The organism is Candidatus Binatia bacterium, assembly GCA_036563615.1.
In the GTDB taxonomy this organism is placed as follows: domain Bacteria; phylum Desulfobacterota; class Binatia; order UBA12015; family UBA12015; genus DATCMB01.
Genome location: DATCMB010000013.1, coordinates 158,577 through 184,645, shown reverse-complemented (window position 1 = coordinate 184,645; position 26,069 = coordinate 158,577). Strand labels below are relative to the sequence as shown.

The 26,069-nt window shown below is 70.9% G+C and carries 20 protein-coding genes and 1 tRNA gene; 8 read left to right on the top strand and 13 right to left on the bottom strand.

The annotated features are described in order from the left end of the window. The first annotated feature begins 147 nt into the window (after positions 1–147). Together npdG and VIS07_10480 are read left to right on the top strand one after the other, a co-directional pair. Positions 148–807: an NADPH-dependent F420 reductase gene (gene npdG, locus VIS07_10485; GenBank protein HEY8515927.1), complete on the top strand. Its 660-nt coding sequence runs from the start codon at positions 148–150 to the stop codon at positions 805–807. A 137-nt stretch (positions 808–944) separates the two neighbouring features. Beyond that, positions 945–1,505, top strand: a complete 561-nt coding sequence (locus VIS07_10480) for an outer membrane beta-barrel protein (protein HEY8515926.1) — start codon at positions 945–947, stop codon at positions 1,503–1,505. A 93-nt stretch (positions 1,506–1,598) separates the two neighbouring features. Here the strand turns inward: VIS07_10480 and VIS07_10475 are convergent, their stop codons facing one another. The 7 genes from VIS07_10475 to VIS07_10445 all read right to left on the bottom strand — a co-directional run bounded on the left by VIS07_10475 (position 1,599) and on the right by VIS07_10445 (position 12,714). Next, complete coding sequence (locus VIS07_10475; GenBank protein ID HEY8515925.1) at positions 1,599–2,429, bottom strand: hypothetical protein; 831 nt, start codon at positions 2,427–2,429, stop codon at positions 1,599–1,601. Continuing rightward, on the bottom strand, positions 2,426–4,429 hold the full coding sequence (locus VIS07_10470) for a myxococcus cysteine-rich repeat containing protein (GenBank protein ID HEY8515924.1): 2,004 nt from the start codon (positions 4,427–4,429) through the stop codon (positions 2,426–2,428). Before VIS07_10470 ends, VIS07_10475 begins: the two co-directional genes overlap by 4 nt. A 139-nt stretch (positions 4,430–4,568) precedes the next feature. Continuing rightward, positions 4,569–6,014, bottom strand: coding sequence for a sigma-54 dependent transcriptional regulator (locus VIS07_10465; protein HEY8515923.1), 1,446 nt, complete (start codon positions 6,012–6,014; stop codon positions 4,569–4,571). A gap of 459 nt (positions 6,015–6,473) precedes the next feature. Further along, a complete protein-coding gene (locus VIS07_10460) occupies positions 6,474–9,668 on the bottom strand; it encodes an efflux RND transporter permease subunit (protein HEY8515922.1) in 3,195 nt (1,064 codons plus the stop codon). A gap of 12 nt (positions 9,669–9,680) precedes the next feature. Next, positions 9,681–10,856, bottom strand: coding sequence for an efflux RND transporter periplasmic adaptor subunit (locus tag VIS07_10455; protein ID HEY8515921.1), 1,176 nt, complete (start codon positions 10,854–10,856; stop codon positions 9,681–9,683). 82 nt (positions 10,857–10,938) lie between these two features. Beyond that, on the bottom strand, positions 10,939–12,534 hold the full coding sequence (locus tag VIS07_10450) for an efflux transporter outer membrane subunit (GenBank protein ID HEY8515920.1): 1,596 nt from the start codon (positions 12,532–12,534) through the stop codon (positions 10,939–10,941). A gap of 84 nt (positions 12,535–12,618) precedes the next feature. Next, a tRNA-Sec gene (locus VIS07_10445) sits at positions 12,619–12,714 on the bottom strand. 37 nt (positions 12,715–12,751) lie between these two features. Here VIS07_10445 and VIS07_10440 point away from each other — a divergent pair. Further along, positions 12,752–13,720: an alpha/beta hydrolase gene (locus VIS07_10440; protein HEY8515919.1), complete on the top strand. Its 969-nt coding sequence runs from the start codon at positions 12,752–12,754 to the stop codon at positions 13,718–13,720. A gap of 110 nt (positions 13,721–13,830) precedes the next feature. Here VIS07_10440 and VIS07_10435 read toward each other — a convergent pair whose 3' ends face one another. Beyond that, positions 13,831–14,847 carry an SDR family oxidoreductase gene (locus VIS07_10435; protein ID HEY8515918.1) on the bottom strand — a complete coding sequence of 339 codons (1,017 nt, stop codon included), beginning with the start codon at positions 14,845–14,847 and terminating at the stop codon, positions 13,831–13,833. 178 nt (positions 14,848–15,025) lie between these two features. Beyond that, positions 15,026–15,520, bottom strand: a complete 495-nt coding sequence (locus VIS07_10430) for a hypothetical protein (GenBank protein ID HEY8515917.1) — start codon at positions 15,518–15,520, stop codon at positions 15,026–15,028. A 258-nt stretch (positions 15,521–15,778) separates the two neighbouring features. Here VIS07_10430 and VIS07_10425 point away from each other — a divergent pair, with 258 nt between their 5' ends. Beyond that, entirely contained in the window at positions 15,779–17,023 is a 1,245-nt protein-coding gene (locus tag VIS07_10425; GenBank protein ID HEY8515916.1) for an amidohydrolase family protein, read from the top strand. Positions 17,024–17,135: 112 nt separating this feature from the next. Here VIS07_10425 and VIS07_10420 read toward each other — a convergent pair whose 3' ends face one another. The 3 genes from VIS07_10420 to VIS07_10410 form a co-directional block, all read right to left on the bottom strand. Beyond that, entirely contained in the window at positions 17,136–17,339 is a 204-nt protein-coding gene (locus VIS07_10420; protein ID HEY8515915.1) for a hypothetical protein, read from the bottom strand. Between the two features lie 293 nt (positions 17,340–17,632). After that, complete coding sequence (locus tag VIS07_10415; GenBank protein HEY8515914.1) at positions 17,633–18,424, bottom strand: ATP-binding cassette domain-containing protein; 792 nt, start codon at positions 18,422–18,424, stop codon at positions 17,633–17,635. Beyond that, positions 18,421–19,284 (bottom strand): ABC transporter permease, encoded by an 864-nt coding sequence (locus VIS07_10410; protein ID HEY8515913.1) that lies wholly within the window; start codon positions 19,282–19,284, stop codon positions 18,421–18,423. The genes VIS07_10415 and VIS07_10410 overlap by 4 nt, the downstream gene beginning before the upstream one ends. A gap of 289 nt (positions 19,285–19,573) precedes the next feature. Here VIS07_10410 and VIS07_10405 point away from each other — a divergent pair, with 289 nt between their 5' ends. Next, positions 19,574–21,205 (top strand): MFS transporter, encoded by a 1,632-nt coding sequence (locus VIS07_10405; protein HEY8515912.1) that lies wholly within the window; start codon positions 19,574–19,576, stop codon positions 21,203–21,205. A 21-nt stretch (positions 21,206–21,226) separates the two neighbouring features. On the opposite strand, the gene VIS07_10400 is transcribed toward VIS07_10405, so the two are convergent. Further along, a complete protein-coding gene (locus VIS07_10400; protein ID HEY8515911.1) occupies positions 21,227–22,183 on the bottom strand; it encodes an LLM class F420-dependent oxidoreductase in 957 nt (318 codons plus the stop codon). 507 nt (positions 22,184–22,690) lie between these two features. Between VIS07_10400 and VIS07_10395 the strand changes: the two genes are divergently transcribed. From VIS07_10395 to VIS07_10385, 3 genes are read left to right on the top strand one after another with little or no spacing between them, the layout of a single operon-like run. Next, positions 22,691–23,074 (top strand): metallopeptidase family protein, encoded by a 384-nt coding sequence (locus tag VIS07_10395; protein ID HEY8515910.1) that lies wholly within the window; start codon positions 22,691–22,693, stop codon positions 23,072–23,074. Positions 23,075–23,112: 38 nt separating this feature from the next. Beyond that, the gene (locus VIS07_10390; GenBank protein HEY8515909.1) at positions 23,113–24,621 is read left to right on the top strand and encodes a glycerol-3-phosphate dehydrogenase/oxidase; all 1,509 of its coding nucleotides are present in this window, start codon (positions 23,113–23,115) and stop codon (positions 24,619–24,621) included. Next, positions 24,618–26,030: an FAD-binding oxidoreductase gene (locus tag VIS07_10385; protein ID HEY8515908.1), complete on the top strand. Its 1,413-nt coding sequence runs from the start codon at positions 24,618–24,620 to the stop codon at positions 26,028–26,030. The genes VIS07_10390 and VIS07_10385 overlap by 4 nt, the downstream gene beginning before the upstream one ends. Positions 26,031–26,069: the final 39 nt, after the last annotated feature.

Sequence of the window (26,069 nt, the reverse complement as noted above, 5' to 3'; positions counted from 1 at the left end):
GGGCGAGTTCATCTTTCCCGGCGTGCTCCGCGCACGCTCTATTTTGCGTATCGGCGGTGGTCCGAGATCGCTCAAGAGAGTGTCACCGATGACACACTCGAGCCCCGTGCGTTTTGCGTCCGACCGCCGGTCGTTATGGTGGCGCGGATGAGTACGATCGCGATCCTGGGCGGCACCGGTGCGCAGGGAATGGGACTCGCCCTGCGTCTTGCGCAAGCCGGTGAGAAGCTGGTGATCGGCTCGCGCGTCGCCGAGCGCGCGCGCGACGCCGCGGCCAAGGTGCGCGCCGCCGTGCCGGGCGCCGAGGTCGACGGGCGCGAGAATCTCGAGGCGGTCACGCTCGCTTCGCGTGTCATCATGACGATGCCGGTCGAGGGCCTGAGCGCATTCCTCGAGCGCGCCGCAGGTGACCTCGCCGGACGGCTCGTGATTGACGCCATGGTGCCGCTCACCGTGCGTCGCAAGGTCGCCGAGCTGACGCCGGTCGACGACGTTCCTTCGGTGAGCGAGCTCGTGCAGCGCGCGGCGCCGGAGGCGCGCGTCGTGTGCGCCTTCAAGAACGTGCCGAGCGACGCGCTGCAGGACTTGACACGGTCTCTCGAGGGCGACGTGCTGCTGTGCGGCGACGACGACGCGGCGCGCGCCGAGGTCGCGGCCCTGGTCGAGCGGATGCCCGGCCTGCGGGCCGTCGACGCGGGTCCGCTACGCCTCGCCCGCTACGTCGAGGGCATCACGGCGCTGCTGGTCAGCCTCAACATCCGGCACAAGGCGCTGACTTCGATCGCGATCGTCGGTCTCGAGCGCTGAGCTTCATTTTTCAGCGTTTCCCCGGCTTGACGACGCGTTTTGCAGCATTATCAGCCCTGCTGCTTAAAGACCGGGCAACATCCGACCGACTTGCTGCTCGGAGCCGCACGTTGCGCGGCAGGAACACGGAGGAGGAAATGCGTTTGGGTTTCGTTCGAGTTCTGAGTGTTTGCGCGCTGCTCGTGGCGGCTGCCACCGCGCACGCGGAGGAGAACCAGTTCAACCGTCCGGGCGCGTTCGTTGGGCTCGGCGGTGTGTACGGCGTGTCGGCGTTCCAAGGGTCGGCGCGTGATCTCTTCGGCAACAGCCTCGGCTTCCAGGCCCGCGGAGGCTACCGTTTCAACGAGATCTTCGCCGTCGAGGGCATCTACGAGTACATGGACAACTTCGGCGTGAAGGGTGTCCGTGACGCGAGCATCTGGACCAACAATCTGACGGCGAACGGCAAGCTCATCCTGCCGCTCGATCGCTTCCAGCCCTACCTCTCGGGTGGCGTCGGCTTCCTGAACGCCGAGCCGCACGGCAAGGGCGACGGCCAGTGGGCGTTCGCGGGCCGCTTCGGTGGCGGCACGGACGTCGCGCTCACCGAGAACATCGCGCTCTACCTCGACGCGTCGTACGTCATCCCGGCGGGCGGCGGTGCGATCAGCAACGTCCAGTACTTCTCGTTCGGCTGGGGCGGCAAGTACCTGTTCTAGGATCGAGATCCCGTACTCTACTCTGAAGGCACCTAGACGGCGCACGGGGCGATCGCCTCGTGCGCCGTCGTGTTTTCTTGACGCGGCGGCGGGCTAGCGTGCTCGCGCCGCGTCGCCCACGACCGCGCGCACGCGCGCGTCGTGATCCGCGGCGAGACGGCTGCGCAGCTCTGCGGCGTCGTCCGTGAGCTGCGGCTGCTCGGCGACGATCGCGGCGGCGTAGGCACGCAGACGCCAGTCGCGCGCCCGCGACAGCGTCTCGAGCGCATTCGAGGCCTGCGCTCGAGTCGCGTCGTCGAGCGTGCCCGCGGCGAGAGCGCGACGCGCCTCCTCGACGACGGCGAGCATTGCGTCGTCCTGTGCGCCGTCGTCGTGTGCGTCGTTCGCGTCGCCGTTGCGTGCGCTGCTGGTCGTCGCGAGCGAAGCGTCGCGCGCGCGCACCACGTCCACCGCCTCGCGCGGCGCGCGCCGATAGAGGTAGCGGACGAGCCCGACCGACGTCGGCGCGTCGCGCTCGGCGAGCAGCGCACGCATCTCGTCGAGCGCGACCGCATCGAGCAGGTTCTCGAGCTGGGCGCGCAGCGCCGGATCGGCCGCGTCGAGCTGCGGCTCGACGGCGCGCAGGATCTCGCCGTCCGAGATGCCGAGGCGGCTGACGATCACCGCGGGCGCCATGCCCGCGCGCTCGCCCTCGGCTTCGAGCAGGAAGAGCGCGAGCTGCGGCACGAGCTTCGTGCGGTCCGCGGCGCCGAGCTCGGCGAGCGCCGTCGCGAGCTGTTCCTCGCTGCGCGCCTGGGCGACGGCCGCGATGCGCGCCTGCAGCGCGGCGTCGCGCTCGAAACCTGCCGCACGCGCCGGATCGCCGCACGCGAGCACTGCGGCGAGCGCGCCGACCAGCAGCATCCAGCGACGCGTGCGCTTCATCGCGGCACCCTCTGCACCAGCGCGTCGCGGATGCCGTTGCGCACGTTCGCCAGGTCGTCGATGCCGCTGTGCTCGATGCCCGCTCCCCACGGGGTCGTGTTCACGTTCACGTCGACGTTCGATCCCGGCACCGAGTCGCCGCGGATGAAGAAGTCTTCACGCTGGTAGTAGTTGACGTGGTACTGCGTGCCGGGCGGCAGGCGACGCTCGGCAAAGGGGTTCAGGTCCGAGTTGTTCTGGATCGCGTCGATGTAGGCGGTGAAGGGGATGGTGAACGTGCCGATGCTGCCGGCGTTGTTCACCAGACGCTGCGCGAGGTCGTGCGTCGAGCCGCCCCCGTGGCTGTAGCCGAAGATCGACACGATGCCGATCCCGCGCTGCGACACCGCCCGCACCACTTCGTCGTACGCCGGACCGGCGCCCGAGCCGCTGACGTCGTCCTCGTCGTACATGTGCACGTCGTAACCCATCGTGTAGAGGTCGCGCGCGACGTTGAAGATGCCGTAGCCGGAGTTGGGCGGGTCGCTCGGCGTCTGGTTCTCGCCACCGAGCGCGATCACGATGCTGGTGAACGGACGGAACAGCGCCTCATCCGAGGCCACCGCCGGTCCGCCGCCCGCAGGCCGCGCAACGAGCCGAACCGTCGCCGGCTGCTGCGCGACGCTCTCGACCCACAGCGACAGGGTCGCCGTGCTCAGCGTCAGAACCCGCTCGTCGTTCGTCGTCAGCACCGGGAACGTCTTGCCGGCGTCAAGCCATACATTGACGTGCGGCGCGCTGCGCACCACCGCATACTCCCAGCCCGCCGGCACGGGAACCGGTGAGACCTGCAGCGTGAGCTCGACGAGGTCGTTCTCGTTCGCGACCCCGGTCTCGGTGGCGTCGGCGAGGCCGTTGCCGTTGTCGTCGTCGGTGTTGAGCCGGATGCCGGCGCCCGGCTCCATCTCCTCGGCGTCGGGCACGGCGCGACGCGCGAACGGCGCGCCGTACGCTTCGGTCTGCGGGCGGTACGCGGTGACGTCGATCGTGAACGCCGGCGGCGTCGGTGACGGCGTCGGGCTCGGGCTCGGCGTGGGCGTCGGGCTCGGCGTGGGCGTCGGCGTCGGCGACGGAGTGGGTGTCGGCGTCGGCGACGGGGTGGGCGTCGGGCTCGGCGTCGGAGTCTGGGTTGGCGTCGGCGACGGCGTCGGCGGCGCGGTCGGTGTGGGGCTCGGCGTCGGCGACGGCGTCGGCCCGTCCCCGAGCTGGCAGCCCTGGTCGCAGCCGTCGCCGTTCTCCCGGTTGCCGTCGTCGCACTGCTCGTGGCGCTCGATCCGGCCGTTGCCGCAGGTGCTCGGCCGGCACTCGACGCTCAGGGTGTCGCGGTCGACGACGCCGGTCGCGGTCACGACCTGGAGCGCGAAGCTGCGGCGGGCTTTCGACGCGCGGCCGGTGCGCGACACGCGCAGCGGCACCGCCAGCTCGACCGGCGCTCCGCACAGATCGGGCGTGGCGTTCGGCGTCCCGGCGCGCCAGAGCTTGCCGCGCCGGGTGACGGTCAGGCCGAAGCCCTCCGCCGCGGCGCCCTCGAGCGCCTGCACGGCGGCCGCGTCGGCCGCATCCCGCGGCTTCTCCGGGTTCGGCTTGCGCAGCTCGAAGGCGGTCACCGCGGACGGCGTGCACGCGAGCCGCGGGTCGGCGTTGTTGATGCAGAGAGACAGCGCGACCGTGCAGGACGCGTTGTCGAGGTCGGGGTCGACGTCGCAGCGCGGATCGCCCTCGAAGCAGACGGCGCGGTTGCGCGGCATTCCGCGCCGGTCGCGCTCGAGCTCGCCCGCGAGCCGCAGCTCGAGCGGGCAGTCGGTCTTGGGCGAGCCGCCGCCCGCGATGCAGGCGTTGGTCGGCGCCGCTTCCGTGCAGTCGCTCGCCCGCGCCTCGTGCGCGAGACCGGCGACGAGGAGCAGCGCGAGGACGCACGCGGGCGTCGTGATCGGCCGTCGGCTGACAGGAGTCTGGGGCACGCTGGGTCCGGGCTTCGTCGGGTTTGGCCGCCGGCTCGCGTCCGGTCGCGGGTCCGGCGGGCGCGCGCAATCTAGAGCGGCGGACGCGGGCTACGCAACCGCCAAGGCGCAGCGGCGCGGTCTCGGCGGGCGGTCGGTGTCAGCGGGCGCGGGCCTTGAACGCCGCGGCGTCGATGCCGAGGTCCTTCAGCTTGTCCTGCAGCTGCTGGCGGTACATGCCGATGTCGTCGGCCGCCTTCGAGATGTTGCCGCCGTGGCGGGCGAGCGCGTCCTCGAGGAACTGGCGCTCGAAGCTCTCGACCACGCGCTGCTTCGCCTCGCGGAAGCTGATCGGCCGCGCGGGCGCGACGACGCTCGAGCTGGCGCCGACCGCTCCCGAGCCCGCACCCGCCGCGAAGGCGCGCTCGCCGTGGAGGCGCAGCGTGACCGGCAGGTCCTCGAGCGTGATCTCGTCCCCTGACGCGAGCACCACCGCCTGCTCGATCGCGTGCTCGAGCTCGCGGACGTTGCCCTTCCACTCGTGCGCGAGCAGCGCGCGCATCGCCGCCGGCGACACCTGCTTGCGCGGGCGGCCGAGGCGGCTCGCCGCCTCGTCGAGGAAGTGCTCGATGAGCAGCGGCAGGTCGCCCTCGCGCTCGCGCAGCGCCGGCAGCACGATCGGGACGACGTTCAGGCGGTCGAACAGGTCCTTGCGGAAGCTGCCGTCGCGCACCTTGGCCTCGAGGTCCTGGTTGGTGGCGGCGATGATGCGCACGTCGACCTCGATCGTGCGGTTGCCGCCGACGCGCTCGAACTCCTTCTCCTGCAGGACGCGCAAGATCTTCGCCTGCGTTTCGGAGGCCAGGTCGCCGATCTCGTCGAGGAACAGCGTGCCGCCGTCGGCGACCTCGAGCTTGCCCTCGCGCGCCGAGGTGGCGCCGGTGAAGGCGCCGCGCTCGTGGCCGAAGAGCTCGCTCTCGACCAGCTCGCGCGAGAACGCCGCGCAGTTCACCTTGACGAGCGGCCTGGCGCGCCGCGGGCTGTTGTAGTGGATCGCGTTCGCGACCAGCTCCTTGCCGGTGCCGCTCGGACCGCGGATGAGCACCGTCAAGTCGCTGTCCGCGACCTTGCGGATGACGTCGAACACGCGCTGCATCGCCGGGCTCTTTCCCACCAGGCTCTCGAAGCGGTACGTGCCGGCGACCTGCTCGCGCAGAAGGCGCGTCTCGCGACGCTCGGCGACGCGCTCGAGCTCGCGCTGCACCTTGGTCAGGAGCGCTTCGTCGTCGAACGGCTTCGGGACGTAATCGGCCGCGCCGAGCTTCATGGCTTCGACGGCCCTTCGCTCGTTGCCGTGCGCCGTGATCATGATGACCGACGTGTCCGGCGCGGTTTGCTTGACGTGGCGAAGCAGCTCCACGCCGTCGTCGGGCTGCTTCAGGTCGAGGTCGGTGATGACCAGGTGGTAGGTCCCGCGCGCGAGCTTCGCGATCGCCTCGTCGCGCGAGCTCGCGGTGTCGGCCTCGTAGCCGCTACTCGCGAGGAGTCGCTGGATCGCGATGCAGATCGCACGCTCGTCGTCCACCGCGAGGATCGCAGGCTTCATGTAGGCGTCATGCGGCAGGTGCGGACGGTAAGTCAATCGCAAAAGGTGGTATGGACGCCGGATTGATCGCGAAACGCGTGCGGCCGGTGGCGAGCGGCTCCGGCGTCCGGCGTGACGGGCGCATCGCGCTGGCGAGCAGGGGAGAGCGCTCCGCCTGCTCGTGGAGGGGCGGGCGGTCGCGACGCGTACACGCCTCGCGTCTCTACCGGCTCGGCGACGGCAGGACGAGGGCCGTCGCGTCAAGCATCTACGCGTCCGTGCGACTGGAGGTGCGTTGCCATCGGTCGCCGCGCGCCGACCGGCGTCGGACGCCGCGCGAGCGACGATCGTCGGGTGCAACGTCCGTCATGCGCTGCGGCGCAATGTCGAGCTTGCACCTCGCGCCGTGCGAGGCGTGGTGGTCGCTCCCACGACGTACGCGGCGCGGTGGCCGGCGACGCCCGGGCGGCACGAACGTCGCTACGGTCGACGCGCCGTGGCTTCCGCCGGCACGGGCGCCGGCGTCGAGCGCCGGTCCGCGACCGCGTGCACCGCGACGTAGAACACCGGCACGAACGGGATCGCGAGCAGCGTCGACGCGAGCATGCCGCCGAACACCACCGTGCCGATCGCCTGCTGGCTCGCCGCGCCCGCGCCGCTCGCGGTCAGGAGCGGCACGACGCCCAGGATGAACGCGATCGACGTCATCAGGATCGGGCGGAAGCGCCGCCGCGTCGCCTCGACCGCGGCCTCGACGCCGTCCATGCCCTCGGCGCGCAGCTCGCGCGCGTACTCGACGATCAGGATCGCGTTCTTCGCGGCGAGCGCGATGATCAGCACGAGGCCGATCTGCGTGTACAGGTCGACTGGGAAGCGGCGGACGAAGAGCGCTACCAGCACGCCGACGATCGCCATCGGCACCACCAGCACGACGACCAGCGGATCGGACCAGCTCTCGTACTGCGCCGCGAGCACCAGGAAGACGAGCACGATCGACAGCGCGAAGATCAGGTACATCTGACCGCCGACGAGCTGCTCCTGGTAGGAGAGCCCGCTCCACTCGTACGCCATCCCCGCCGGCAGCACGCGCGATGCGAGCTGCTCCATCTTCTCCATCGCCTGCCCGGAGCTGTACTTGACGGGGTTCGGGACGCCGATCAGCGTCGCCGCGGGGTAGAGGTCGTAGCGTGTGACCAGCTCCGAGCCGAGCGTCCGTCGCACCTCGAGCAGGGCGCCGAGCGGCACCATCTGCCGGCTCTGGTTCGCGACGTAGAGCCGTCCGACGTCGCGGATGCTGCGCCGGTAGTCGGCGTCGGCCTGCACGCGCACCTGGAAGCTCTGGTTGAACTTGTTGAATTGATTGACGTAGGTCGAGCCGAGGTAGGTCTGCAGCGTCTGGAAGACCTCGTTGACCGGCACGCCGAGCGACTCGGCCATCGTCCGGTCGACGTCGAGGTAGACCTGCGGGCTCGACGCGCTGAACGTCGTGAAGCCGGTGCGCAGGAAGCCGGGCTCGTCCTCCGCGGTCGTGAGCAGGTCCTGCACGACCTTCTCGAGCTCGTGCAGACCGGCGCCGCCGCGGTCCTCGACCATCATCTGGAAGCCGAACGCCGCGCCGAGGCCGGGGATCGGCGAGGGCGGCAGCACCGCGAAGCTCGCTCGACGCACGTCGCCGAGGCGCCTCTGCAGGTCGGCCATGATGCTCGCCTGCGTGACGCCCGCGGGACGCTGGTCCCAGTTCTCGTAGACGACGAAGGTCGTGAGGTAGTTGGCGCGCTTCGCGGAGTCGAGCGCAGAGTATCCACCGATCGACACCCAGCCCTTCACGCCCGGCGTGCCCTCGAGCGCGCGGTCGACGTCCTTCGCGAGCGCGCGCACGCGCGGCTGCGCCGAGCCCTCCGGCAGCTGCGCGACGACGATGCAGTAGCCCTGGTCCTCGAGCGGCATGAGCGACGTCGGATAGAGCGCGAACAGCGCGCCCGCCGTGCCGACGAGCGCGAAGAACGCCGCGACCATCGTGCCCGGACGCCGCACCATCCAGCGCACGATCGCGACGTAGCGCGCCTCGACGGCTTCGTAGACGCGGTTGAAGCCGCGGTAGAAGGCGTTCGGGCGATGATCCTTCGGGATCGGCTTCAGGTAGAGCGCGCACTGCGTCGGCTTGAGCGTCAGCGCGTTCATGGCGCTGATGATCGCCGTCGCCGCGATGACGAGCGCGAACTGGCGGAACATCTGTCCCGTGATCCCGGGCAGGAAGGACGCGGGCAGGAACACCGCGGTCAGCACCAGCGTGATGCCGAACACCGGACCGGTGAGCTCCTTCATCGCCTGGATCGCCGCGTCCTTCGGCGTGAGCCCGCGCTCGATGTGGTGCGACGCGTTCTCGACGATGACGATCGCGTCGTCGACCACGATGCCGATCGCGAGGATCAGCGCGAAGAGCGTCATCAGATTGACGGTGAAGCCGAGCAGCGCCATCGCCGCGAAGGCGCCGATGATCGTCACCGGCACGGTCGTCGCGGGCACGAGCGTCGCGCGCAGGTTCTGCAGGAAGACCAGGATGACGATCAGCACCAGCACGCCGGCTGCCAGCAGCGTCTGGTAGACGCCGTCGATCGACTGCTCGATGAACAGCGTCGTGTCGTAGAGCGAGGTGTACTTCAGCCCCTCGGGGAAGCTCTCCGCGAGCTTCGCCATCAGCGCCTTGGTGTCGGCGGCGACGTCGAGCGCGTTCGCGCCCGGCAGCGCGAAGATCGCGAGGTGCGCGGCCGTCTTGCCCGACAGCCCGGAGAAGATCGAGAACACCTGCTGTCCGAGCTCGACGCGCGCGACGTCCTTGACGCGCACGATGCGCGCGCTCGGTGAGGTGTCGCGCGCCGACTCGATCTGCGACGCCTGCGTCGACGGTGCCTTCGAGGTGACGATGATGTTCTCGAACTCCGTCACGTCGGACAGGCGTCCGAGCGTGCTGACGGTGAACTGGAACACCTGATCCGACGACACCGGCGGACCGCCGAGCTGCCCCGCCGCGACCTGCACGTTCTGGCTCTGGATCGCGTTCTGCACGTCGGCGACCGTGAGCCCGAAGGCTTCGAGCTTCTGCGGGTCGAGCCAGATGCGCATCGAGTACGGACCGGCGCCGAGGATCTGTACTTGACCGACGCCGGGTAGGCGCGCGATCGGATTCTGCAGGTTGATGATCGCGTAGTTGCTGAGGAAGGTCGCGTCGTAGCGATCGTCGTCCGAGTACAGGCTCTCGATGAGCAGGATGTTGGTGCTCACCTTGCGGACGTTGAGGCCCTGCGCCTGCACCGCCTGCGGCAGGGCCGCGAGCGCGCTGTTGGCCGCGTTCTGCACGAGCGCGAGGGACGTATCGAGGTCGGTGCCGATCGCGAAGGTGACGGTCAGCGTGTAGCTGCCGTCGCTGCCGCTGGTCGACTCGAGGTAGATCGAGTTCTCGACGCCGTTCACCGCTTGCTCGATCGGGATGCCGACCGTGGTCGCGACCACCTCTGCGCTCGCGCCCGGATAGTTGGTCGACACCTGGATCGTCGGCGGCACGATGTCGGGGTACTCCGACACCGGCAGCGACAGCAGGCACACCGCGCCGAGCAGGATCGTCACGATGGCGATGACGTTCGCGAGGATCGGCCGCTCGATGAAGAAGCGCGACATCGCGGCGACTCGCTAGGCGGACGGCTTCGGCGCGTCGGAGGACGCGCCGGACGCGGACGTCGTGACCGGCGTCACCTTGCGCCCCGGCACCGCGCGCGACAGCCCCTCGACGATCACGCGGTCGGTCGGCGCGAGCCCGCTCTCGACGACGAAGCGCTCGCCGACCTGCATGCCGGTCACGATGCGACGCCGCGCGACGACGTCGTCCTCGCCGACCACCAGCACGTACTCGCCCTGCTGGTCGAAGCCGATCGCCTCGCCGGGGATCACGAGCGCGTCCTGCGGCGCGCCGACCGGGATGCGCACGCGCACGAACAGCCCGGGCAGCACCTTCGTCCCCGGGTTCGGGAAGATGCCGCGGACCTGCAGCGTGCCCGTGGTCGGCGCGACGCCGAGCGAGGCGAAGTCGAGGTAGCCCTGGTGCGGGAAGCCGTCGTCGTCGAGCGTGCCGAACTCCGCCGGGATCTTCTTCTGGGAGAGCGTGCCGGGCTCCTCCGACGCGTGCTGCGCGCGGATCGCGAGCACGTCGTGCTCGTCGATCGTGAAGTAGACGTAGAGCGGGTCGGTGTGGTCGATCTGCGCGAGGCTCGTCGGCTGTCCGATGCCGCCGACGAGATTGCCCGCGTCGACGAGGTGACGTCCGACGCGCCCGTCGAACGGCGCGCGCACCTCGGTGTAGGAGAGGTTGAGGCGCGCGAGCTCGAGCTGCGCTTGCGCGGCGGCGAGCGCCGCTGCGGCCGAGTCGCGCTCGTAGCGCCAGCGATCGACCTGCGTCTCCGGCGCGGAGTCTTCCTTGACGAGGTTCGCGTAGCGCTTGAGCTCGGTCTCGGCGTGCACCAGCGCGGCCTTCTGCGCCGCGACCTGCGCCTGCGCCTGCTCGAGCTGCGCCCGGTACTGGTCCTGCTGGATGGTGAAGAGCAGGTCGCCTTGCTTCACCATCGCGCCGTCCTGGAAGTGGATCTTCTCGAGGAAGCCCTCGACGCGCGCGACCAGCGTCACGGAGCTGCTCGCCGCGGTGTTGCCGGTGAACTCGAGCGTCCGCGTCACGGGCTCGGTGCTCGGCTGGGCGACCGTGACGCTCGGTGGCGCGGCGGGCGGCGTCTCGTCCTTCGCGCCGCAGCCGGCGCTCGCGCACGCGAGCAGCAGCGCGACGACGGCGCCGCCGGCGCGCGTCGAGCACGCTCGCATCACGCGCGCGCGACGGCGGGCCGTGTGCAGCCTCGATTTCGATGACGTCATTCTCGTTCTCGCTCGTCGTTGCCTTCCGGCGCTACCACTCGGGCAGCCCGACCGGCGGACGCTCGTCTTCTAGACCCGGCAGCCCCGGCGCCTCGGGCGCGAGCAGCTCCGGCGTCAAGAGCGTTCCCCAGTTCGTGCGCTCGGCCATCTCGTCGCGCGTCTCCTGCGGCACGAACGGCTCGCCCTCGCGAATCTGCCAGCCGCCGCCGAGCGCGCGATAGGTCGCGATCAGGCCGAGTGGGATCGCGCCCTGCGCCTGTGCGAGATCGTCCTGCGCCTTGAACAGGTTCTGCTCGGCCGTGAGGACCGTGGTGAAGTCGGCGGTGCCTTCCTTGTACTCGTTGATCGCGACGGTGAGCGCGCCGAGCGCGGCGTCGGCGGAGCGCTGCAGCGCTTGTGCTTGACGTTGCGACTCGAGGAACACCGTGAGGCCGTTCTCGACCTCCTCCTGCGCCTCGAGGACCTGGTTCTGGTAGGCGATCAGCAGCTCCTGCAGGCGCGCGTCCTGGACGCGGACCTGGTTCGTGATCTGGCCGTAGTTCAGCACGTTCCACTGCACCGTCGGCCCGGCCGTGTAGGCGAGGCTCTTGCCGGTGAAGAGGTCGCCGAGGCTGCCGCGGCCGATGTCCGACGACACCGTCGCGACGTTGCCGACCAGGCGGAACGCGGGCAGCAGGTCCGCCTTGGCGACGCCGATCTGCGCCGACTGGGCCGCCGCGGTGAGCTCGGCCTGTCGGATGTCGGGCCGCCGTCGCAACAGCTCGGCCGGGATGCCGACCGCCGCCTGCGCGGGAGCGACCGGAATGCCGTTTCCGCCCTCGAGAAGCGCGTCGGCCTCGCCGGGCGGCACGCCGAGCAGCACCGCCAGCGCGTTCTTGGCTTGACGAAGCTCCTGCGCGAAGGCCGGGATCGCGGCCTCGGTGGCGCCGAGCACGTTCTCCGCCTGGTAGACGTCGCGCTTCGAGACCACGCCGCCGCGCCAGCGGTTGGTCGCGATGCGCAGCGCCTGGCGCTGGCGATCGACGTTCTCGTGCGCGATCGCGAGCCGCTTCTCGAGCGTGCGGATCTGCACGTAGGTGCTGGCGACGTCGCCGAGCAGGGTGACGAGCACGTCGTCGTAGGCCGCGACCGAGGCGAGGAACGAGTCGTCGGCCGACTGCACGCCGCGCCGGATCTTGCCCCAGAGGTCGACCTCCCAGCCGGCCTGCGCGCCGAGCGCGCTCTGCCAGAAGGTGTCGTTGATCAGGTCGTAGGGGACGGCGAGCGGGATCTTGTTGTAGGTCGTGGCCGCGGTGAGCGCCTGCTGCTGCGGGTAGAGCTCGCCGATCGCGAGCCCGAGGCGGGCGCGCGCTTCGAGCACGCGCACCCCCGCCATTCGCAAGGTCAAATTTTGTCTGTATGCGGTTCCGATGAGGCGGGTGAGGACCGGATCGTCGAACACCTGCCACCAGTCCGCGTAGTCGACGCGGCTCGCGTCGATGCCCGGGTCGCCGCTCTCGATCCAGCCGTCCGCGAGCGGCGCGTCCGGACGCACGAAGTCCGGCCCGATCATGCAGCCGCCGAGCGCGAGGGCGAGGCAGCACAGCGCCGGGACGAGCCGGTGCCGGAGGTGTCGCGGCGGTGGCATGCTGCACTTCTTCCGGCGGACCATCGCCGCGCAGCCTTTAGCCGCCCGCGCGACGAAAAAGTCAAGCGCAAGGCGCGTGCGCCATGGCGGAGGAGGGATGGAGTCGAACCATCCAGCCCCCACGTAAGGGGCTCAGTCGGTTTTGAAGACCGCGCCCGACACCGGCCGGGTTCCTCCTCCGTGAGATCGGGGAACGTGATACACGCTCGGAGCCGATATGACGACGAACCAGATGTGGTACGCCCTTTCGCCCGCGGCCTTCGATCCGGCCTCGATCGACGAGGAGACGCGGCAGCTCAACGACCTGATCGAGCAGACGCTCGCCGCGTTTCCGCCGCTGAACACGCGCGACCCGGTGGAGGTGCGGCGCGAGCGCGAGGAGGGCAAGGGACCGTTCCCGCCGCTGCAGCTCTCACCGCTCGCGACCGAGCGTGAGATCCGAGGTCCCGCGGGACCGCTCAAGCTGCGCGTCTTTGCGCGCAACGAGCCGCGCGGCGTCTACTTCCACATCCACGGCGGCGGCTGGACGCTCGGCGGCGCGCACCATCAGGACCCGCTGCTGCTGGCGCTCGCCGACGACTGCGAGCTCGCGGTGGTGAGCGTCGAGTACCGGCTCGCGCCCGAGCATCCGTATCCGGCCGGTCCGGACGACTGCGAGGCGGCGGCGCTCTGGCTGCTCGAGCACGCGCGCGCCGAGCTCGGCAGCGATCGGCTGCTGATCGGCGGCGAGTCGGCGGGCGCGCACCTCTCGGCGGTGACGCTGCTGCGGCTGCGCGACCGTCGCGGTGCGACGGGCTTCGTCGGCGCGAACCTGGTCTACGGCGCGTACGACCTGACGTTCACGCCGAGCGTGCGCAACTGGGGCGAGCGCAACCTCATCCTCAACACGCCGATCATCGAGTGGTTCACCGACCAGTTCGTGCCGCGCGAGCGGCGCGCCGATCCGGACGTGTCGCCGCTCCGTGCCGATTTGCGTGGGATGCCGCCCGCGCTGTTCACCGTCGGCACGCTCGACCCGCTGCTCGACGACAGCCTGTTCATGCACGGACGCTGGCTCGCCGCGGGCAATCGCGCGGAGCTCGCGATCTTCCCCGGCGGCATCCACGCCTTCAACGCGTTCCCGTGCAAGCTCGCGCAGGCGGCGCACCGGAGGCAGGTCGAGTTCGTGAAGTCCGTGCTGGGGTGAGTCGCAGCCGGTCGGCGCGCGCGGCGCGAGGGCGGTCCGTCGTGCTCTCGCGCGCGCGCCGTTGGGGCACACCGTAGGCGCGCGGCCTCCGCGTGGCGCGCAGCGCTGCCCTACTGGTTGTTGCGCGCTGCGGCCGCGTCGCCGAGCGCGGTGAGCAGCGACGGCGAGAGCGCGGACTGGCTCTCGCGTCCCTCGGCGCGCGCGCGTCCGATGCCGCCCGGACCGGGCAGCAGGCGGTTGACCAGCGACAGCACGTCACTCGTCAAGCCGGGAAACAGCGACTGCGACACCGCCGCGATCTTCGCGGGCAGCGTCAGCACGACCTCGGCATCACCGCGCCGGCACGCGCGCAGGATCTGACGCGCGGCGCTCTCGGCGCTCGTCGTGAGCAGCGGCAGCGAGTCGCCGATGCTGAACCACGCGTACTCCTTGCGGTGCTGGCCCTTGAAGTCGGCGTGCACCGGGCTGCCGGTGCGCATCAGTCCGGGCGCGACGGTGGTCACGACGATGCCGTATCGCGCGAGCTCGATCCGCAGCGCGCGCGAGAGCCCGACGCTCGCGTGCTTCGCCGCGCTGTACGGCGCGAGGTGCGGCACGCTCAGCTTGCCGCCGATCGAGGTGACGTTGACGATCCGTCCGCGACGTCGCCGCTGCATCTCGGGCAGCACCGCGAGCGTCGTGTAGAGGTGCGCCCAGAAGTGGATCGCGAGCTGATGCTCGAAGTCCTCGAGCGTCATCTCCTCGAGCGGGCCGACCTCGATCTCGCCCGCGTTGTTGATCAGCACGTCGAGGCGTCCCCAGGCGGTGAGGACGCGCGCGATCATGTCGTCGACCTGCTCGCGGTCGGTGACGTCGCAGGGCAGGGCGAGGACCTCGTAGCCGCGCCCGGCGAGATCCTGCTCGGCGCGCTCGAGCTCGTCGCGGTCGCGCGCGCAGATCGCGACGCGCGCGCCGCGCGCGCCGAGCTCGCGCGCGAGCACCAGACCGAGCCCGCGCGAGCCGCCGGTGACGAGCGTCGCCGCTCCGCGGAAGTCGAAGCGTCGCGGCGCGAGGAAGAGCCGTCGCGCCGTGTACAGCCCCGCGGCGGCGAGCCCCGCGGTCACGAGCCGTCGGTTGGTGCTGGTCACGCCCGAAGCGGCAGCAGTCGACGTGCCAGACGCGACGACGCCCTCGGACGCGAGCGGACACCGGCGCGCGGTCGCGCGTCGCGCCTTTCGACGCGAGCGCGGCTTCCCGACTTTTCAAGTCGCGCGACCGGCGCTGCAAAAGCTTCGCTTCCGCGCCGCGCCGGTCGCGCGTCGGTCGTCAAGCGCTCTCGGCGGTCTCGTCGGCCTTCTTGCGCGCCGCGGCGGCCTTCTTGCCGGCCCGCGGTCGGCGCGCGACCGAGCGCTTCTTGCCGGCGCCACGCTTCGCGCGCGGCTCGCGCTGCTCGCCGCCCTCCTCGACCTTCTCGTACACGCCCTTGCCGACCCGGCGGATGAGCTTCGCGTTCTCCCAGCGGTTCAGGGCGGGGTAGACCTGAGCGCGTCCCTTCGCGGCGGCGCCCGGGTGCTTCATCACGTCCTCGACGCCGAAGCGCTTGGGCACGAAGCGAAGGACCTCGTTCCAATCGAGACGCTTGCCGCCCGAACGTCCGCTCGTGCGGCCCGGCGGGCGCCCGCGGCGCGGCGCGCTACCGCCGAACACCTGGCGCCAGGAATCCGCCTGCGCCCGCATTTCGGCGATCTCCGCCTGCAGCTGCTCGATGCGACGCTCGAGCTGCTGCACGACCTTCGCGGCCTGTGCGCGAACCGATCCCAAGAAGTCCCTCTTCCGACCACGCGGCATACGTCGCCTTCCTCGCTGAACGTGCGAGCTTCCGATGCTCGCACGGAGTCCTGTCCAACTACGCTTATGGATTCGAGGTCGAAGCAACAACCTTCGTGCGTTCGTCGTACGAGCTTTGGCGTACGAAGCTCCGTCCATATTTGCCCGAATTCGGCTCGTTCGGGCGCTTTGTTTAGGCTTCGACCGGATCCGGGTTGACCCGTCCGCGACGTTGGCGAAAAGCGTGGTCGCATGGCGCACGTCGGCGATTGGGTGATCGACTGCGACACGCACGTCACCGAGCCCGGCGACGTATGGACCACCCGCGTGTCGCGCAAGTGGGGTGATCGTGTGCCCCACTTGGTGCGTGACGAGCACGGCGTCGACCACTGGCGCTTCGGCCGCACCGAGCGCGTCGTGCCGGTCGGCCATACCGCGGTCGCCGGCTGGCCGGAGCCGTTTCCTGCGGCGCCGCGCAACATGGACGAGGTGCCCGCGGCCGCCTACGACGCGCGCGCCCGGCTCGCCTACCTCGACGAGGTCGGCATCTGGGCGTGCGCGATCTACCCGAACATCGGCGGCTTCGGGAACGAGAGCTTCCTCGGTCTCGAGGATCCGGCGCTCATGCTCGAGTGCGTGCGCGCCTACAACGACTGGCTGATCGAGTGGTGCGCCGCCGACCGCCGCCGCTTCATCCCGGTGATGGCGACGCCGTTCTGGGACGTCGACGCAGCGGCCGCCGAAGTTCGCCGCTGCGCCGCGCTCGGGCACAGGGCGATCCTGTTCACCGGCGAGCCGCAGGCGTACCGCCTGCCGTACCTCGGCGACCGTCACTGGGATCCGCTGTGGCACGCGGCGGAGGAGACCGGGCTGCCGGTGAGCTTGCACCTCGGCTCGGCGAACTTCAGCGACGAGTTCGCGATCGAGCGTCTCGCCGCGCACGGCGTCGGTCCGACGGTCGTGCGCTCGACCACGACGCTGTTCTTCAAGAACGCGATCCAGCTCACCGACCTGCTGATGTCGGGAGTGCTGCCGCGCCATCCGACGGTTCGCTTCGTGTCGGTCGAGAGCGGCATGGGCTGGGTGTTGTTCATGCTCGAATCGCTCGACTACGGCTTCGGCTACTCGCGCGTCGCGACCGAGCGGCCGGAGTACGAGCTGCGCCCGAGCGAGTACTTCCACCGTCAAGTCTCGGTGTGCGCCTTCTTCGAGGAGGTCGCGCCACAGCGTGTGCTCGACGTCGTGGGGGTCGACAACGTGCTGTTCGAGACCGACTACCCGCACCCGGTCTGCCTGTACGGCAACGTGCGCGAGAAGATCGACGCCGCCTACGGCGCGCACCCGTCCGAGGTGCAGCGCAAAGTGCTGTGGGAAAACGCGGCCACCTGTACGGCGTCGACCCCCCGGACCGCGCCTGGTCGGACTGAGCGCGATCCCAGCACGACCCCAGCACGACCCGAGCGCGACGGTCGCCGAGCGCGCGCCGTCGATCCCTAGCGCACTCGACGTCGGGCTCGCGATGGCGTGCGATGCACGCACGCCGAGCGTCAGAGCCGAGCGCACGTGTGACCCGGCTCACGCGTCAAGCGTCGGTCGAGCTGTCGTTTCGTCAGCGCCCTGTTTCGAGGATCTCGCGCAGGCGGGCGAGGCCGGTGTCCGACAGCGAGCCGCGCGGGCTCGTCCACAGCCGTCCGCTGCCGCCGCAGTTCGGACACGGTGTGTCGCTGGGCGTCCCGTCGCAGTCAGGACACGTCACCTGCTCGTAGCCGTGCGCGCGTGCGAAGGCTGAAAGGTCGAATGGGATCTGGGTCATCATCGCGGCAGTCGCGCGTCAATCAGTGTTGACGACGTGCCTCGATGTGTATTCGCGTGTCCGAAGATCACCGATGGACGGCGCGCGGTGTCGTGCCCGTGAGCTCGCGCCCACGTTGACGGACGACGTCGGTCGTTCCCGGATGCGAGCATCGTAGGAGTGAAACAAGCAAGAGCCGTTCACGTCGCGCGACAATGCGCAGCGACGCATCGAGCGCGTTTCGCAACGCGTTCGGCGATGATGCGCCGCACTCCCGAGCACGTGATGGCGCGCCCGCTGGAGCGCGCTCGCGCTCAGGCGGCCGGCGGCTCGGCGACGTCCTTGCGGCTCGCGATGCCGAGCGATTCCTCGGCGTCGCACTCGCGCTCGTACTCGCGCATGACCTCCTCGAACGGCCCGTCCGCGCGCACGCGTCCCGCGTCGATCCAGATCGCGCGGGCGCAGTACGCGCGCAGCAGCTCGGGGTCGTGCGACGTCATGACGACGGTGCGGCCCGAGTCGATGAGGTCGCGGAAGTAGCGGTCGGCGCGGCGCGCCCAGGCGCGGTCGACGTTGCCCAGCACCTCGTCGAAGATCAGGAAGCGGTCCGGCGTTTCGGAGAAGACGCTGAGCGCGAGGCGCTGCACCTGCCCGAGCGACAGATCCTTGAGCGGCGCGTGCGTCAGATGCTCGATCCCCGCGCGGCGCACGATCTCCGCGTGGCGCGGCGCGAGCTCGGCGCGCGTCATGCCGTGGATGGCGCCGAAGAAGTACACGTTGTCCGCGACCGACAGCTCGCTGACGAAGCCGACCGACGTGCTGAACAGCGGTCGCGGCCTGAAGCGCACGTCGAGCGTCCCGGTGCTGGGCTCGATGATGCCCGACAACATCCGCAGCAGCGTCGTCTTGCCCGAGCCGTTGCGCCCGATCAGCGCCGTGCAGGTGCCGGCCGCGATCTCGAAGCTCACGTCGCGCAGCACCCAGAGCTCGTCGCGCAGCCCCTCACCGCGCAGCAGCGCGCGCAGCGCACGCAGCGCGGTCCGTTGCGTGCGCGGGACGAGAAAGCGCTTGCCCACGTGCTCGACGCGGACGCAGATCTCGCTCACGTCCGCTCCAGCGCAGCGCCTTCGACGAAGAGGTACGCCACGTAGCCGAGCAGCAGAACGCCGACCCCGATCCCCATCGCGTGCGCATAGACCGCGGGGTGCGCGGGCGGACCGATGAGCAAGCCGCGCAGCGCGACCAGGAACGGCGTCAGCGGGTTCAGCCAGTAGACGAGAAAGCGCGCGAGCGGCGACAGGCTGTCGAGGCCGTAGAACACCGGCGTGACGAAGAGCAGCAGCCGCGACACCAGCGTCCAGATGTGGTCGATGTCGCGCGCGAAGCTGTGCACGACGGCGCCCAGCATGCCGACGCCGGTGACGAGCGCGACGAAGCCGAGCACGAGCGGAATCGCGCCGGCGAGTCCCGTCCAGGTGAACGTGCCGTAGTAGGCCGCGAGCAGCGTGCACAGCACGAGCTCGACGAGCAGCTTGTAGCCGTGGAACGCGACCTGGGCGAGGATCACGGTCTCGCGCGGCACGGTGGTGTTGAGCAGCAGCGCGCGGTTCGTGTGCAGGACGACGATCACGTAGCGCGTCGCGGTGACGAAGTAATTGACGAACGCGATGCCGAGCAGGAGGTAGAGCGGGTAGGCGCGCAGCTCCTCGCCGAAGCGGTTGCGGAACACGAGGTAGAGCGCGACCAGCATCACGAACGGCGCAACCAGGCTCCACAAGGCGCCCGCGATCGTGTTGTGGTCGGCGACCTTGAAGCCGATCCGCACGAGCTCGACGAACAGCGACCGGTTCGCCGGCGCGAGGACGGCACGCAGGCGCGCGAGCGCGCGCGCTCCGAGCCACGCCGCGTCGAGGCGCGGCACGGCGAGGTGCGCGTCCGGCCGCGTCGTCTGCAAGGGAACGGTCATCGAGGGGATACCGCGTCGCGCGGCGTGCTGATGTGCGGGAGCTCCACGGCTGCTTCTTCCTCGCGAAGCGGGCCGCCGCGAGTTTCCCCTTGCGACGGCGCGATGTAAAGCCCGCCTCGCGCGCGCCGCCGCTGCGCCATCCGTCCGCTCGATTTTTGCCTTGTGGCCCCAGCGATCGTGCGCGTCGCCCGACGGCGAGGCGCCGCGCGACGTCCCGGGGCATGGGCGTCGGCGCCGACATCCGCTACGCTCGAACGACGGGCGCTGCCCAGCCTCGCACCCTTCGCCGATGACGATCGCGCGCAACGCGGAAGCCCCATCGCTGCCGACCGAGCCCACTGCCGCCGCGTCGCCCTGGGCGCCGCTCGGACGCGCGCTCTTCCGCTCGCTGTGGTTCGCGTCGCTGGCGTCGAACGTCGGCACGTGGATGCAGAGCGTCGCCGCGGTGTGGCTGATGACCTCGCTCACGCCGGCGCCGGTGATGGCGGCGCTCGTGCAGACCGCGGCGAGCCTGCCGCTCGTCTTCCTCGCGCTGCCGGCGGGCGCGCTCGCCGACATGGTCGATCGCCGCCGGCTGCTGCTCGCGAGCCAGACGTGGATGCTGCTCTCCGCGGCGACGCTCGGCGTGCTGACGCTGCAGGGCTACGAGGATCCCTGGCTGCTCCTCGGGCTCACCTTCGCGCTCGGCGTCGGTAGCGCGCTGACCGCGCCCGCCTGGCTCGCGATCACGCTCGAGCTCGTGCCGCGCAGCGAGCTGCCGGCGGCGGTCGCGCTGAGCTCGGCGTCGCTGAATCTCGCGCGCGCCATCGGTCCCGCGGTCGGCGGCGTGCTGGTGTCGTTCGCGGGCGCGGGCGCGGTGTTCCTGCTCAACGCCGCGTCCTACGTCGGCGTGCTGTGGGTGCTGTTCCGCTGGCACCGCGAGCCGATGGCGACGACGCTGCCGCGCGAGCACGTCTTCGGCGCGATCCGCGCGGGTCTTCGCTTCATGCGCCACTCGCCGGCGCTGAAGCGCATCCTGCTCCGCGTCGGGATGTACGTGCTGTTCACGAGCTCGCTGTGGGCGCTGCTGCCGGTGCTCGCGCGTCACCGCATGGGCGAGGACGCGGCGGGCTACGGCGGACTGCTCGGCGCGATCGGCGTCGGCGCGGTGCTGGGTGCGTTCACGCTGCCGCGCGTGCGCCATCGCCTCTCGACCGATCGCATCGTCGACATCGCGAGCATCGCCTTCTCCGCGGCGCTCGTGCTGCTCGGCTTCGTACCGTCGTACCCGGTCGCGTGCGTGTTGCTGATCGCGTGCGGGCTCGCGTGGATGTCGCCGCTCTCGAGCCTCAACGTCGAGACGCAGTCGGTCGCGCCGTCGTGGGTGCGCGCGCGTGCGCTCGCGCTCCACCTGCTCGTGCTGCAGGGCGGGCTCGCGCTCGGCAGCGCGCTGTGGGGCGTGGTCGCCGACCGCCTCGGCAGCGCGCTGGCGCTGCAGGTCGCGGGCGGCGGCTTGTTCCTCGCGATGCTCGTCAGCCTGCGTCTGCGGCTGCGCGACACCGCGCACATCGACTTGACGCCGTCGATCGCCTGGCCGCCGCCCGAGGTGATGCAGGCCGCCGAGTACGACGAGGGTCCAGTGCTGGTGACGATCGAGTACCAGATCGATCCCGCGCGCGCGGACGAGTTCCTGCGCACGATGCAGATCGTGCGTCGCATGCGACGTCGCGGCGGCGCCGCGCGCTGGGCGGTGTTCGCGGACGCGGCGCGCCCGGGGATCTACATGGAGTCGTTCCTCGTCGAGTCCTGGCTCGAGCACCTCCGCCAGCACGAGCGCATGACGATGACCGACCGCGACGTCAGCGAGCGCGCGCGCGCCTTCCACATCGGCACGGAGCCGCCGCTCGTCCGCCACCTGATCGCGAAGCTGCCCGTCGGCTGAGCTCCGCGGGTCGAGCGCAGATCAGCGGAACGCCGGGATCACCTTCTCGGCGAAGAGCCGCGTCGAGCGCAGATCGTCGACGCGCCCGAACATCGCGATGAAGTGCGTGACGCCGATCGCGACGTACTCGCGGATGCGCGCGATGACCTGCTCGGGCGTGCCGGCGATCATGCGGCTGTCGATCGTCTGCGCGGCCTCGCCGGTGTTGGCGGAGCGCTTCGCGAGCCGGCGCGCAAGACGCTCGGGATCGTCGTCGATCAGCAGCGGACCGAACCAGCTGCGCTCGATCTCGCTCGGGTCGCGTCCGAGGTCGGCGCAGTGGCGATCGAGCACCTGCATCTTGTGCTGCATCTCCGCGGGCGAGCCGCTCATGTTCCACACCGACGCGTAGCGGGCGACGAGCCGCAGCAGCACTTTCTCGCCGCCGCCGCCGATGACGATCGGCGGGTGCGGCTTCTGCACGGGCTGCGGGCGGTTGTACGCCTGCTCGATCCGGTAGTGCTTGCCGGTGAACGACGCGCGGTCCTCGGTCCACATGCGCACGCAGATCTCGAGCGCCTCGCCGAGCTGCTCGAGACGCTGCTTGATCGGCGGGAACTCGTAGCCGTAGCCGACGTACTCCTGCTCGTACCAGCCGGCGCCGAGGCCGAACTCCAGACGACCGCCGGAGATCTGGTCGAGGCTCGCCGCCATCTTCGCGACCAGCGCGGGGTTGCGGTACGAGTTGCAGCCGACCAGCGTGCCGAAGCGGATCGTGCTGGTCTCGCGCGCGAGCGCCGCCATCGTCACCCAGGACTCGAGCTGGTCGGCGCCCGGCGGGGTCACGACGCCGTAGAAGTGGTCGTCGAGCCAGACGGTGTCGTAGCCGAGGCGCTCGGCCTCCTTCCAATGCGCGGCGATCGCCGCGTAGGACGCGCCCTCCTGGGGCGTCTGGATGCCGAAGCGGACGCGCCGCTGGTTGCTCGTCGTTGCAGGCATGGCGGCGCCATAGACGAGAGCGCCCGCACCGGCAAAACGTCGGACGCGAAGCGCGGGTCTGCGAGCGTCGTGCGCGCTCGTCGCAGCCGTGGAGCTTTGCGACGTGCCGTGGACGCTCGCCTCAGTCCCGAGAGCGACGGACTGACGCGCGGCGCGGCAGCTCCGGGCGCGCGGCTCGCGCGCGCTCGCGTGACGCTATGTCCGCTGCGTGGTCGCTTGCGGGGGGCTCGAAACCCGGACAGTTGGCAGAGAGGAGTCTGCGTTCCGCGTCACCACGACCACCTCGTCCTCTCGCAGAACCCTCTCTGCCGCCCGTCTCGGTCGCACCCGAGCGGCCCCTCACATCCGCCCAATCGCCCACCCCGGGAGCTGCGCCGGGGTTCAGCAAGCGAGGTGCCACGCGGGACCCGTGATTTTCCGTCGTCCACACGTGCCGGAGCGGGTCGTTTGGTGGCGCCCCTGTCGAGATTTTGGCGCTCTGCCGCTGCGCGATGCTAAGTCCTCGACATGCAGCGGCCCAAGCGCGTGTCTCGTGACCGCTTCCGGGAGCTGGTCGCGGAGGCGATGGACTCGCTGCCGCGCGACATCGCAGCGCTGCTCGACAACGTCGCGGTCGTGGTCGAGGACGAGCCCGACGAGGAGACGATCCGGAGCGTCGGCCTCGATCCGGAGGTCGACACGCTGTTCGGCCTCTACCACGGCGTCCCGCTCGACGAGCGCGGCGCGAGCCACTGCGCCTTGCCCGACCATATAACGATCTATTATCTCCCGCTGACCGACGAGTACGCCGACGAGTACCACCTGCGGCGTGAGATCCGGCGAACCCTGGTCCACGAGATCGGTCACCACTTCGGCTTCTCGGACAAACGTCTGCGGGAGATGGGATACTGAGCTTCTCATTCGAGACCAGGGAGCGCGACCTCGACGAGATGTCGCGCGGCGGCGTCGAGCTGCTGGTGATCGGTGGCGGCATCACCGGCGCGGGCATCGCGCGCGACGCGGCGATGCGCGGGCTGCGCACCGCGTTGATCGAGCGCGGTGACTTCGCGTCCGGCACGTCGAGCCGCTCCTCGAAGCTGATCCACGGCGGTCTGCGCTACCTCGAGCAGGGCGAGGTCGGGCTCGTGCTCGAGGCCGCGCAGGAGCGGCGTCGTCTGCGCCAGATGGCGCCGCACCTCGCGGTCGCCGCGCGGATGGCGCTGCCGGTCTTCGGTCGCACCAGCGCGGGCCTGATGAAGCTGCGCGCCGGGCTCTGGGCCTACGAGAAGATGGCGCGCATCGACGCCGAGGAGCGCCACGAGATCTGGCGTCGCGACGAGACGCTCGACCACATCCGCGGGCTCGACGCGAACCGCCTGCAGGGTGCGGCGGTCTACACCGAGTACATCACCGACGACGCGCGGCTCACGCTCGAGACCGTCAAGTCGGCGAAGCGCGCGGGCGCGCTGGTCGCTTCCTACGCGCCGGCGATCGCGCTCGCGGAGGCGCCCGGGCATACCGTGACGTCGGGCAACGCGTCCTCCGCCGGTCGCGCGCTGCGCGTGACGGTGAACGACGAGATCGCGGGACGCGAGCTCGTCGTCGAGGCGCGCGTCGTGGTGAACGCGTCCGGTCCGTGGGTCGACGCGGTCCGGCGCCTCGGCGGCGACGTCGCGCCGCGCATGCACCTGACCAAGGGCATCCATCTCGTGGTCTCGCGCGAGCGGCTGCCGGTCGACGACATCGTCGTGATGCGCGCGCTCGACCGCCGCATGGTGTTCGTCGTGCCGTACGGCGACATCCTCTGGATCGGCACGACCGACACCGACTACCCCCGCGCCGTCGAGCGTCCGACGATCACGCGCGAGGACGTCGACTACCTGCTCGAGGCGACGAACCGCACCTGGCCGCAGGCGCGCATCACCCACGAGGACGTGCGCGGCGCCTGGGCGGGCGTCCGGCCGCTGCTGCATCAGGAGGGAAAGAAGCCGTCCGAGATCTCGCGCCGCGACGAGATCATCATCGAGCCGAACGGGCTGCTGTCGATCGCCGGCGGCAAGCTCACGACCTACCGCCGCATGGCGGAGCGCGTGGTCGACGCGGTCGTCGAGCGTCTCGGCTCGAAGGCCGCCGGGCCCTGCCGCACCGCCGACGTGCCTCTCGTCGAGGGCGAGACGCCGGTGCCGATCGTGCGCACGACGCTTTCCGACGCCGAGGTCGAGCACGCGATCGACGCCGAGTGCGCGCTCTCGGTGTGCGACGTCCTCGAGCGCCGCGCCCGCGCCAACCTGTTCGCGCCCGGCAACGGGCTTGCCGACGTCGAGCGCGTCGCGGCGATCCTCGCGCGGCGCCTGGGCTGGGACGAGCGACGTCAAGCAACGGAGATCGAGCACTACCGGGCGCGGGTCGCGGAGGACGTCGCCTGGCGCAGCGAGCGAGGAGCGGGACAGCGAGCATGAGTGACGCGACGACCATCGTCGAGACCCTGGCTGCGGCGCTGCCGCCCGGACGGGTGGTGACCGACGCGGCCGATCTCCGGGCGCACGCGCACGACTACTGGGCGCTCGAGGCGATCCGCGACCGCGGCCCCGAGCCCGCGCCGGCGCCACCGTGCGTCGTCTACCCCGAGTCCACGGACGAGGTCGCGCGCGTGCTCGCGATCGCCGACGAGCGCCGCGTTCCGGTCGTGCCGTACGGGCTCGGCTCCGGCGTCTGCGGCGGCGTGCGTCCGGGCCGGGAAGCGATTGTGCTCGACATGCGGCGCATGAGCGCGCTCGTCGACGTCAACGGCGACGCGCTCACGGCGACCGTGCAGGCGGGCCTCAACGGCGCCGAGTGCGAGCGTCTGCTCTCCGAGCGCGGCTTCACGCTCGGCCACTTCCCGCAGTCGATCGCGCTCTCGAGCGTCGGCGGCTGGGTGTCGACGCGCGCGTCGGGACAGCTCTCGACCCGCTACGGCAACATCGAGGATCTGGTGCTCGCGCTCGAGGTCGTGCTGCCCGGCGGCAAGGTGCTGCGCACGTTCCCCGCGCCGCGCGCCGCGACCGGCCCCGATCTGCGCCAGCTCTTCCTCGGCGCCGAGGGAACGCTCGGTGTGGTCACCGAGATCACGCTCAAGATCTCACCCAAGCCCGACTGGCAGCAGGGCTTCGCCGCGACGCTCGCGAGCTGGGACGACGGCATCGAGATCAGCCGGGAGATCCTGCAGGCCGGCTGGCGTCCGGCGGTGCTGCGGCTCTACGACGAGGTCGAGGCGCAGCGGAACTTCGGCACCTGGGTGCAGCAGCCGGCGCCGCTGCTGCTGGTCATGAGCGAGGGCACGGCGGCGATGACGCCGGCGCTCGAGGCGGAGCTCGAAGCGGCGCGTGCGGCGTGTCGCGCGCGTGGCGGCACGCTGCTCGGCGAGGAGCCGCTGCGGCACTGGCTCGCGCACCGCAACCAGGTGCCGTCCTGGGACGCGCTGCTCGCGGGCGGGCTCGTCGTCGACACGATCGAGGTCGCGGCGACCTGGGACCGCGTCCGCCCGCTGCACCGCGCGGTGACCGACGCGATCAAGGCCGTGCCGGGCATCATCGCGGCGAGCGGCCACACCTCGCACGGCTACACGACGGGCGTGAACATCTACTTCACCTTCGTCGGCACCGCGACCGCGCCGGACGAGCAGGAGCGCATCTACCGTCAAGCATGGACGGCGGCGATGGAGACGTCGATCGCGTCCGGCGCGACGATCGCGCACCACCACGGCATCGGCCGCGTGCGTCGCGACTGGCTGCCGCGCGAGCTCGGCGAGAGCGGCATGGCCGTGCTGCGCGCCGTGAAGGCGGCGCTCGATCCGCACGGCATCATGAATCCCGGCGTGCTGCTGTAGCGGCGCCGTTCAGCGCCGCTCCGTTCGTCGCCGCGCGGT

Bases quoted from the DNA above. Each gene is read 5' to 3' on its own strand.
- npdG (HEY8515927.1), top strand. From the start codon at position 148: ATGAGTACGATCGCGATCCTGGGCGGCACCGGTGCGCAGGGAATGGGA.
- VIS07_10480 (HEY8515926.1), top strand. From the start codon at position 945: ATGCGTTTGGGTTTCGTTCGAGTTCTGAGTGTTTGCGCGCTGCTCGTG.
- VIS07_10475 (HEY8515925.1), bottom strand. From the start codon at position 2,429: ATGAAGCGCACGCGTCGCTGGATGCTGCTGGTCGGCGCGCTCGCCGCA.
- VIS07_10465 (HEY8515923.1), bottom strand. From the start codon at position 6,014: ATGAAGCCTGCGATCCTCGCGGTGGACGACGAGCGTGCGATCTGCATC.
- VIS07_10460 (HEY8515922.1), bottom strand. From the start codon at position 9,668: ATGTCGCGCTTCTTCATCGAGCGGCCGATCCTCGCGAACGTCATCGCC.
- VIS07_10455 (HEY8515921.1), bottom strand. From the start codon at position 10,856: ATGCGAGCGTGCTCGACGCGCGCCGGCGGCGCCGTCGTCGCGCTGCTG.
- VIS07_10450 (HEY8515920.1), bottom strand. From the start codon at position 12,534: ATGCCACCGCCGCGACACCTCCGGCACCGGCTCGTCCCGGCGCTGTGC.
- VIS07_10440 (HEY8515919.1), top strand. From the start codon at position 12,752: ATGACGACGAACCAGATGTGGTACGCCCTTTCGCCCGCGGCCTTCGAT.
- VIS07_10425 (HEY8515916.1), top strand. From the start codon at position 15,779: ATGGCGCACGTCGGCGATTGGGTGATCGACTGCGACACGCACGTCACC.
- VIS07_10420 (HEY8515915.1), bottom strand. From the start codon at position 17,339: ATGACCCAGATCCCATTCGACCTTTCAGCCTTCGCACGCGCGCACGGC.
- VIS07_10410 (HEY8515913.1), bottom strand. From the start codon at position 19,284: ATGACCGTTCCCTTGCAGACGACGCGGCCGGACGCGCACCTCGCCGTG.
- VIS07_10405 (HEY8515912.1), top strand. From the start codon at position 19,574: ATGACGATCGCGCGCAACGCGGAAGCCCCATCGCTGCCGACCGAGCCC.
- VIS07_10400 (HEY8515911.1), bottom strand. From the start codon at position 22,183: ATGCCTGCAACGACGAGCAACCAGCGGCGCGTCCGCTTCGGCATCCAG.
- VIS07_10395 (HEY8515910.1), top strand. From the start codon at position 22,691: ATGCAGCGGCCCAAGCGCGTGTCTCGTGACCGCTTCCGGGAGCTGGTC.
- VIS07_10390 (HEY8515909.1), top strand. From the start codon at position 23,113: ATGTCGCGCGGCGGCGTCGAGCTGCTGGTGATCGGTGGCGGCATCACC.
- VIS07_10385 (HEY8515908.1), top strand. From the start codon at position 24,618: ATGAGTGACGCGACGACCATCGTCGAGACCCTGGCTGCGGCGCTGCCG.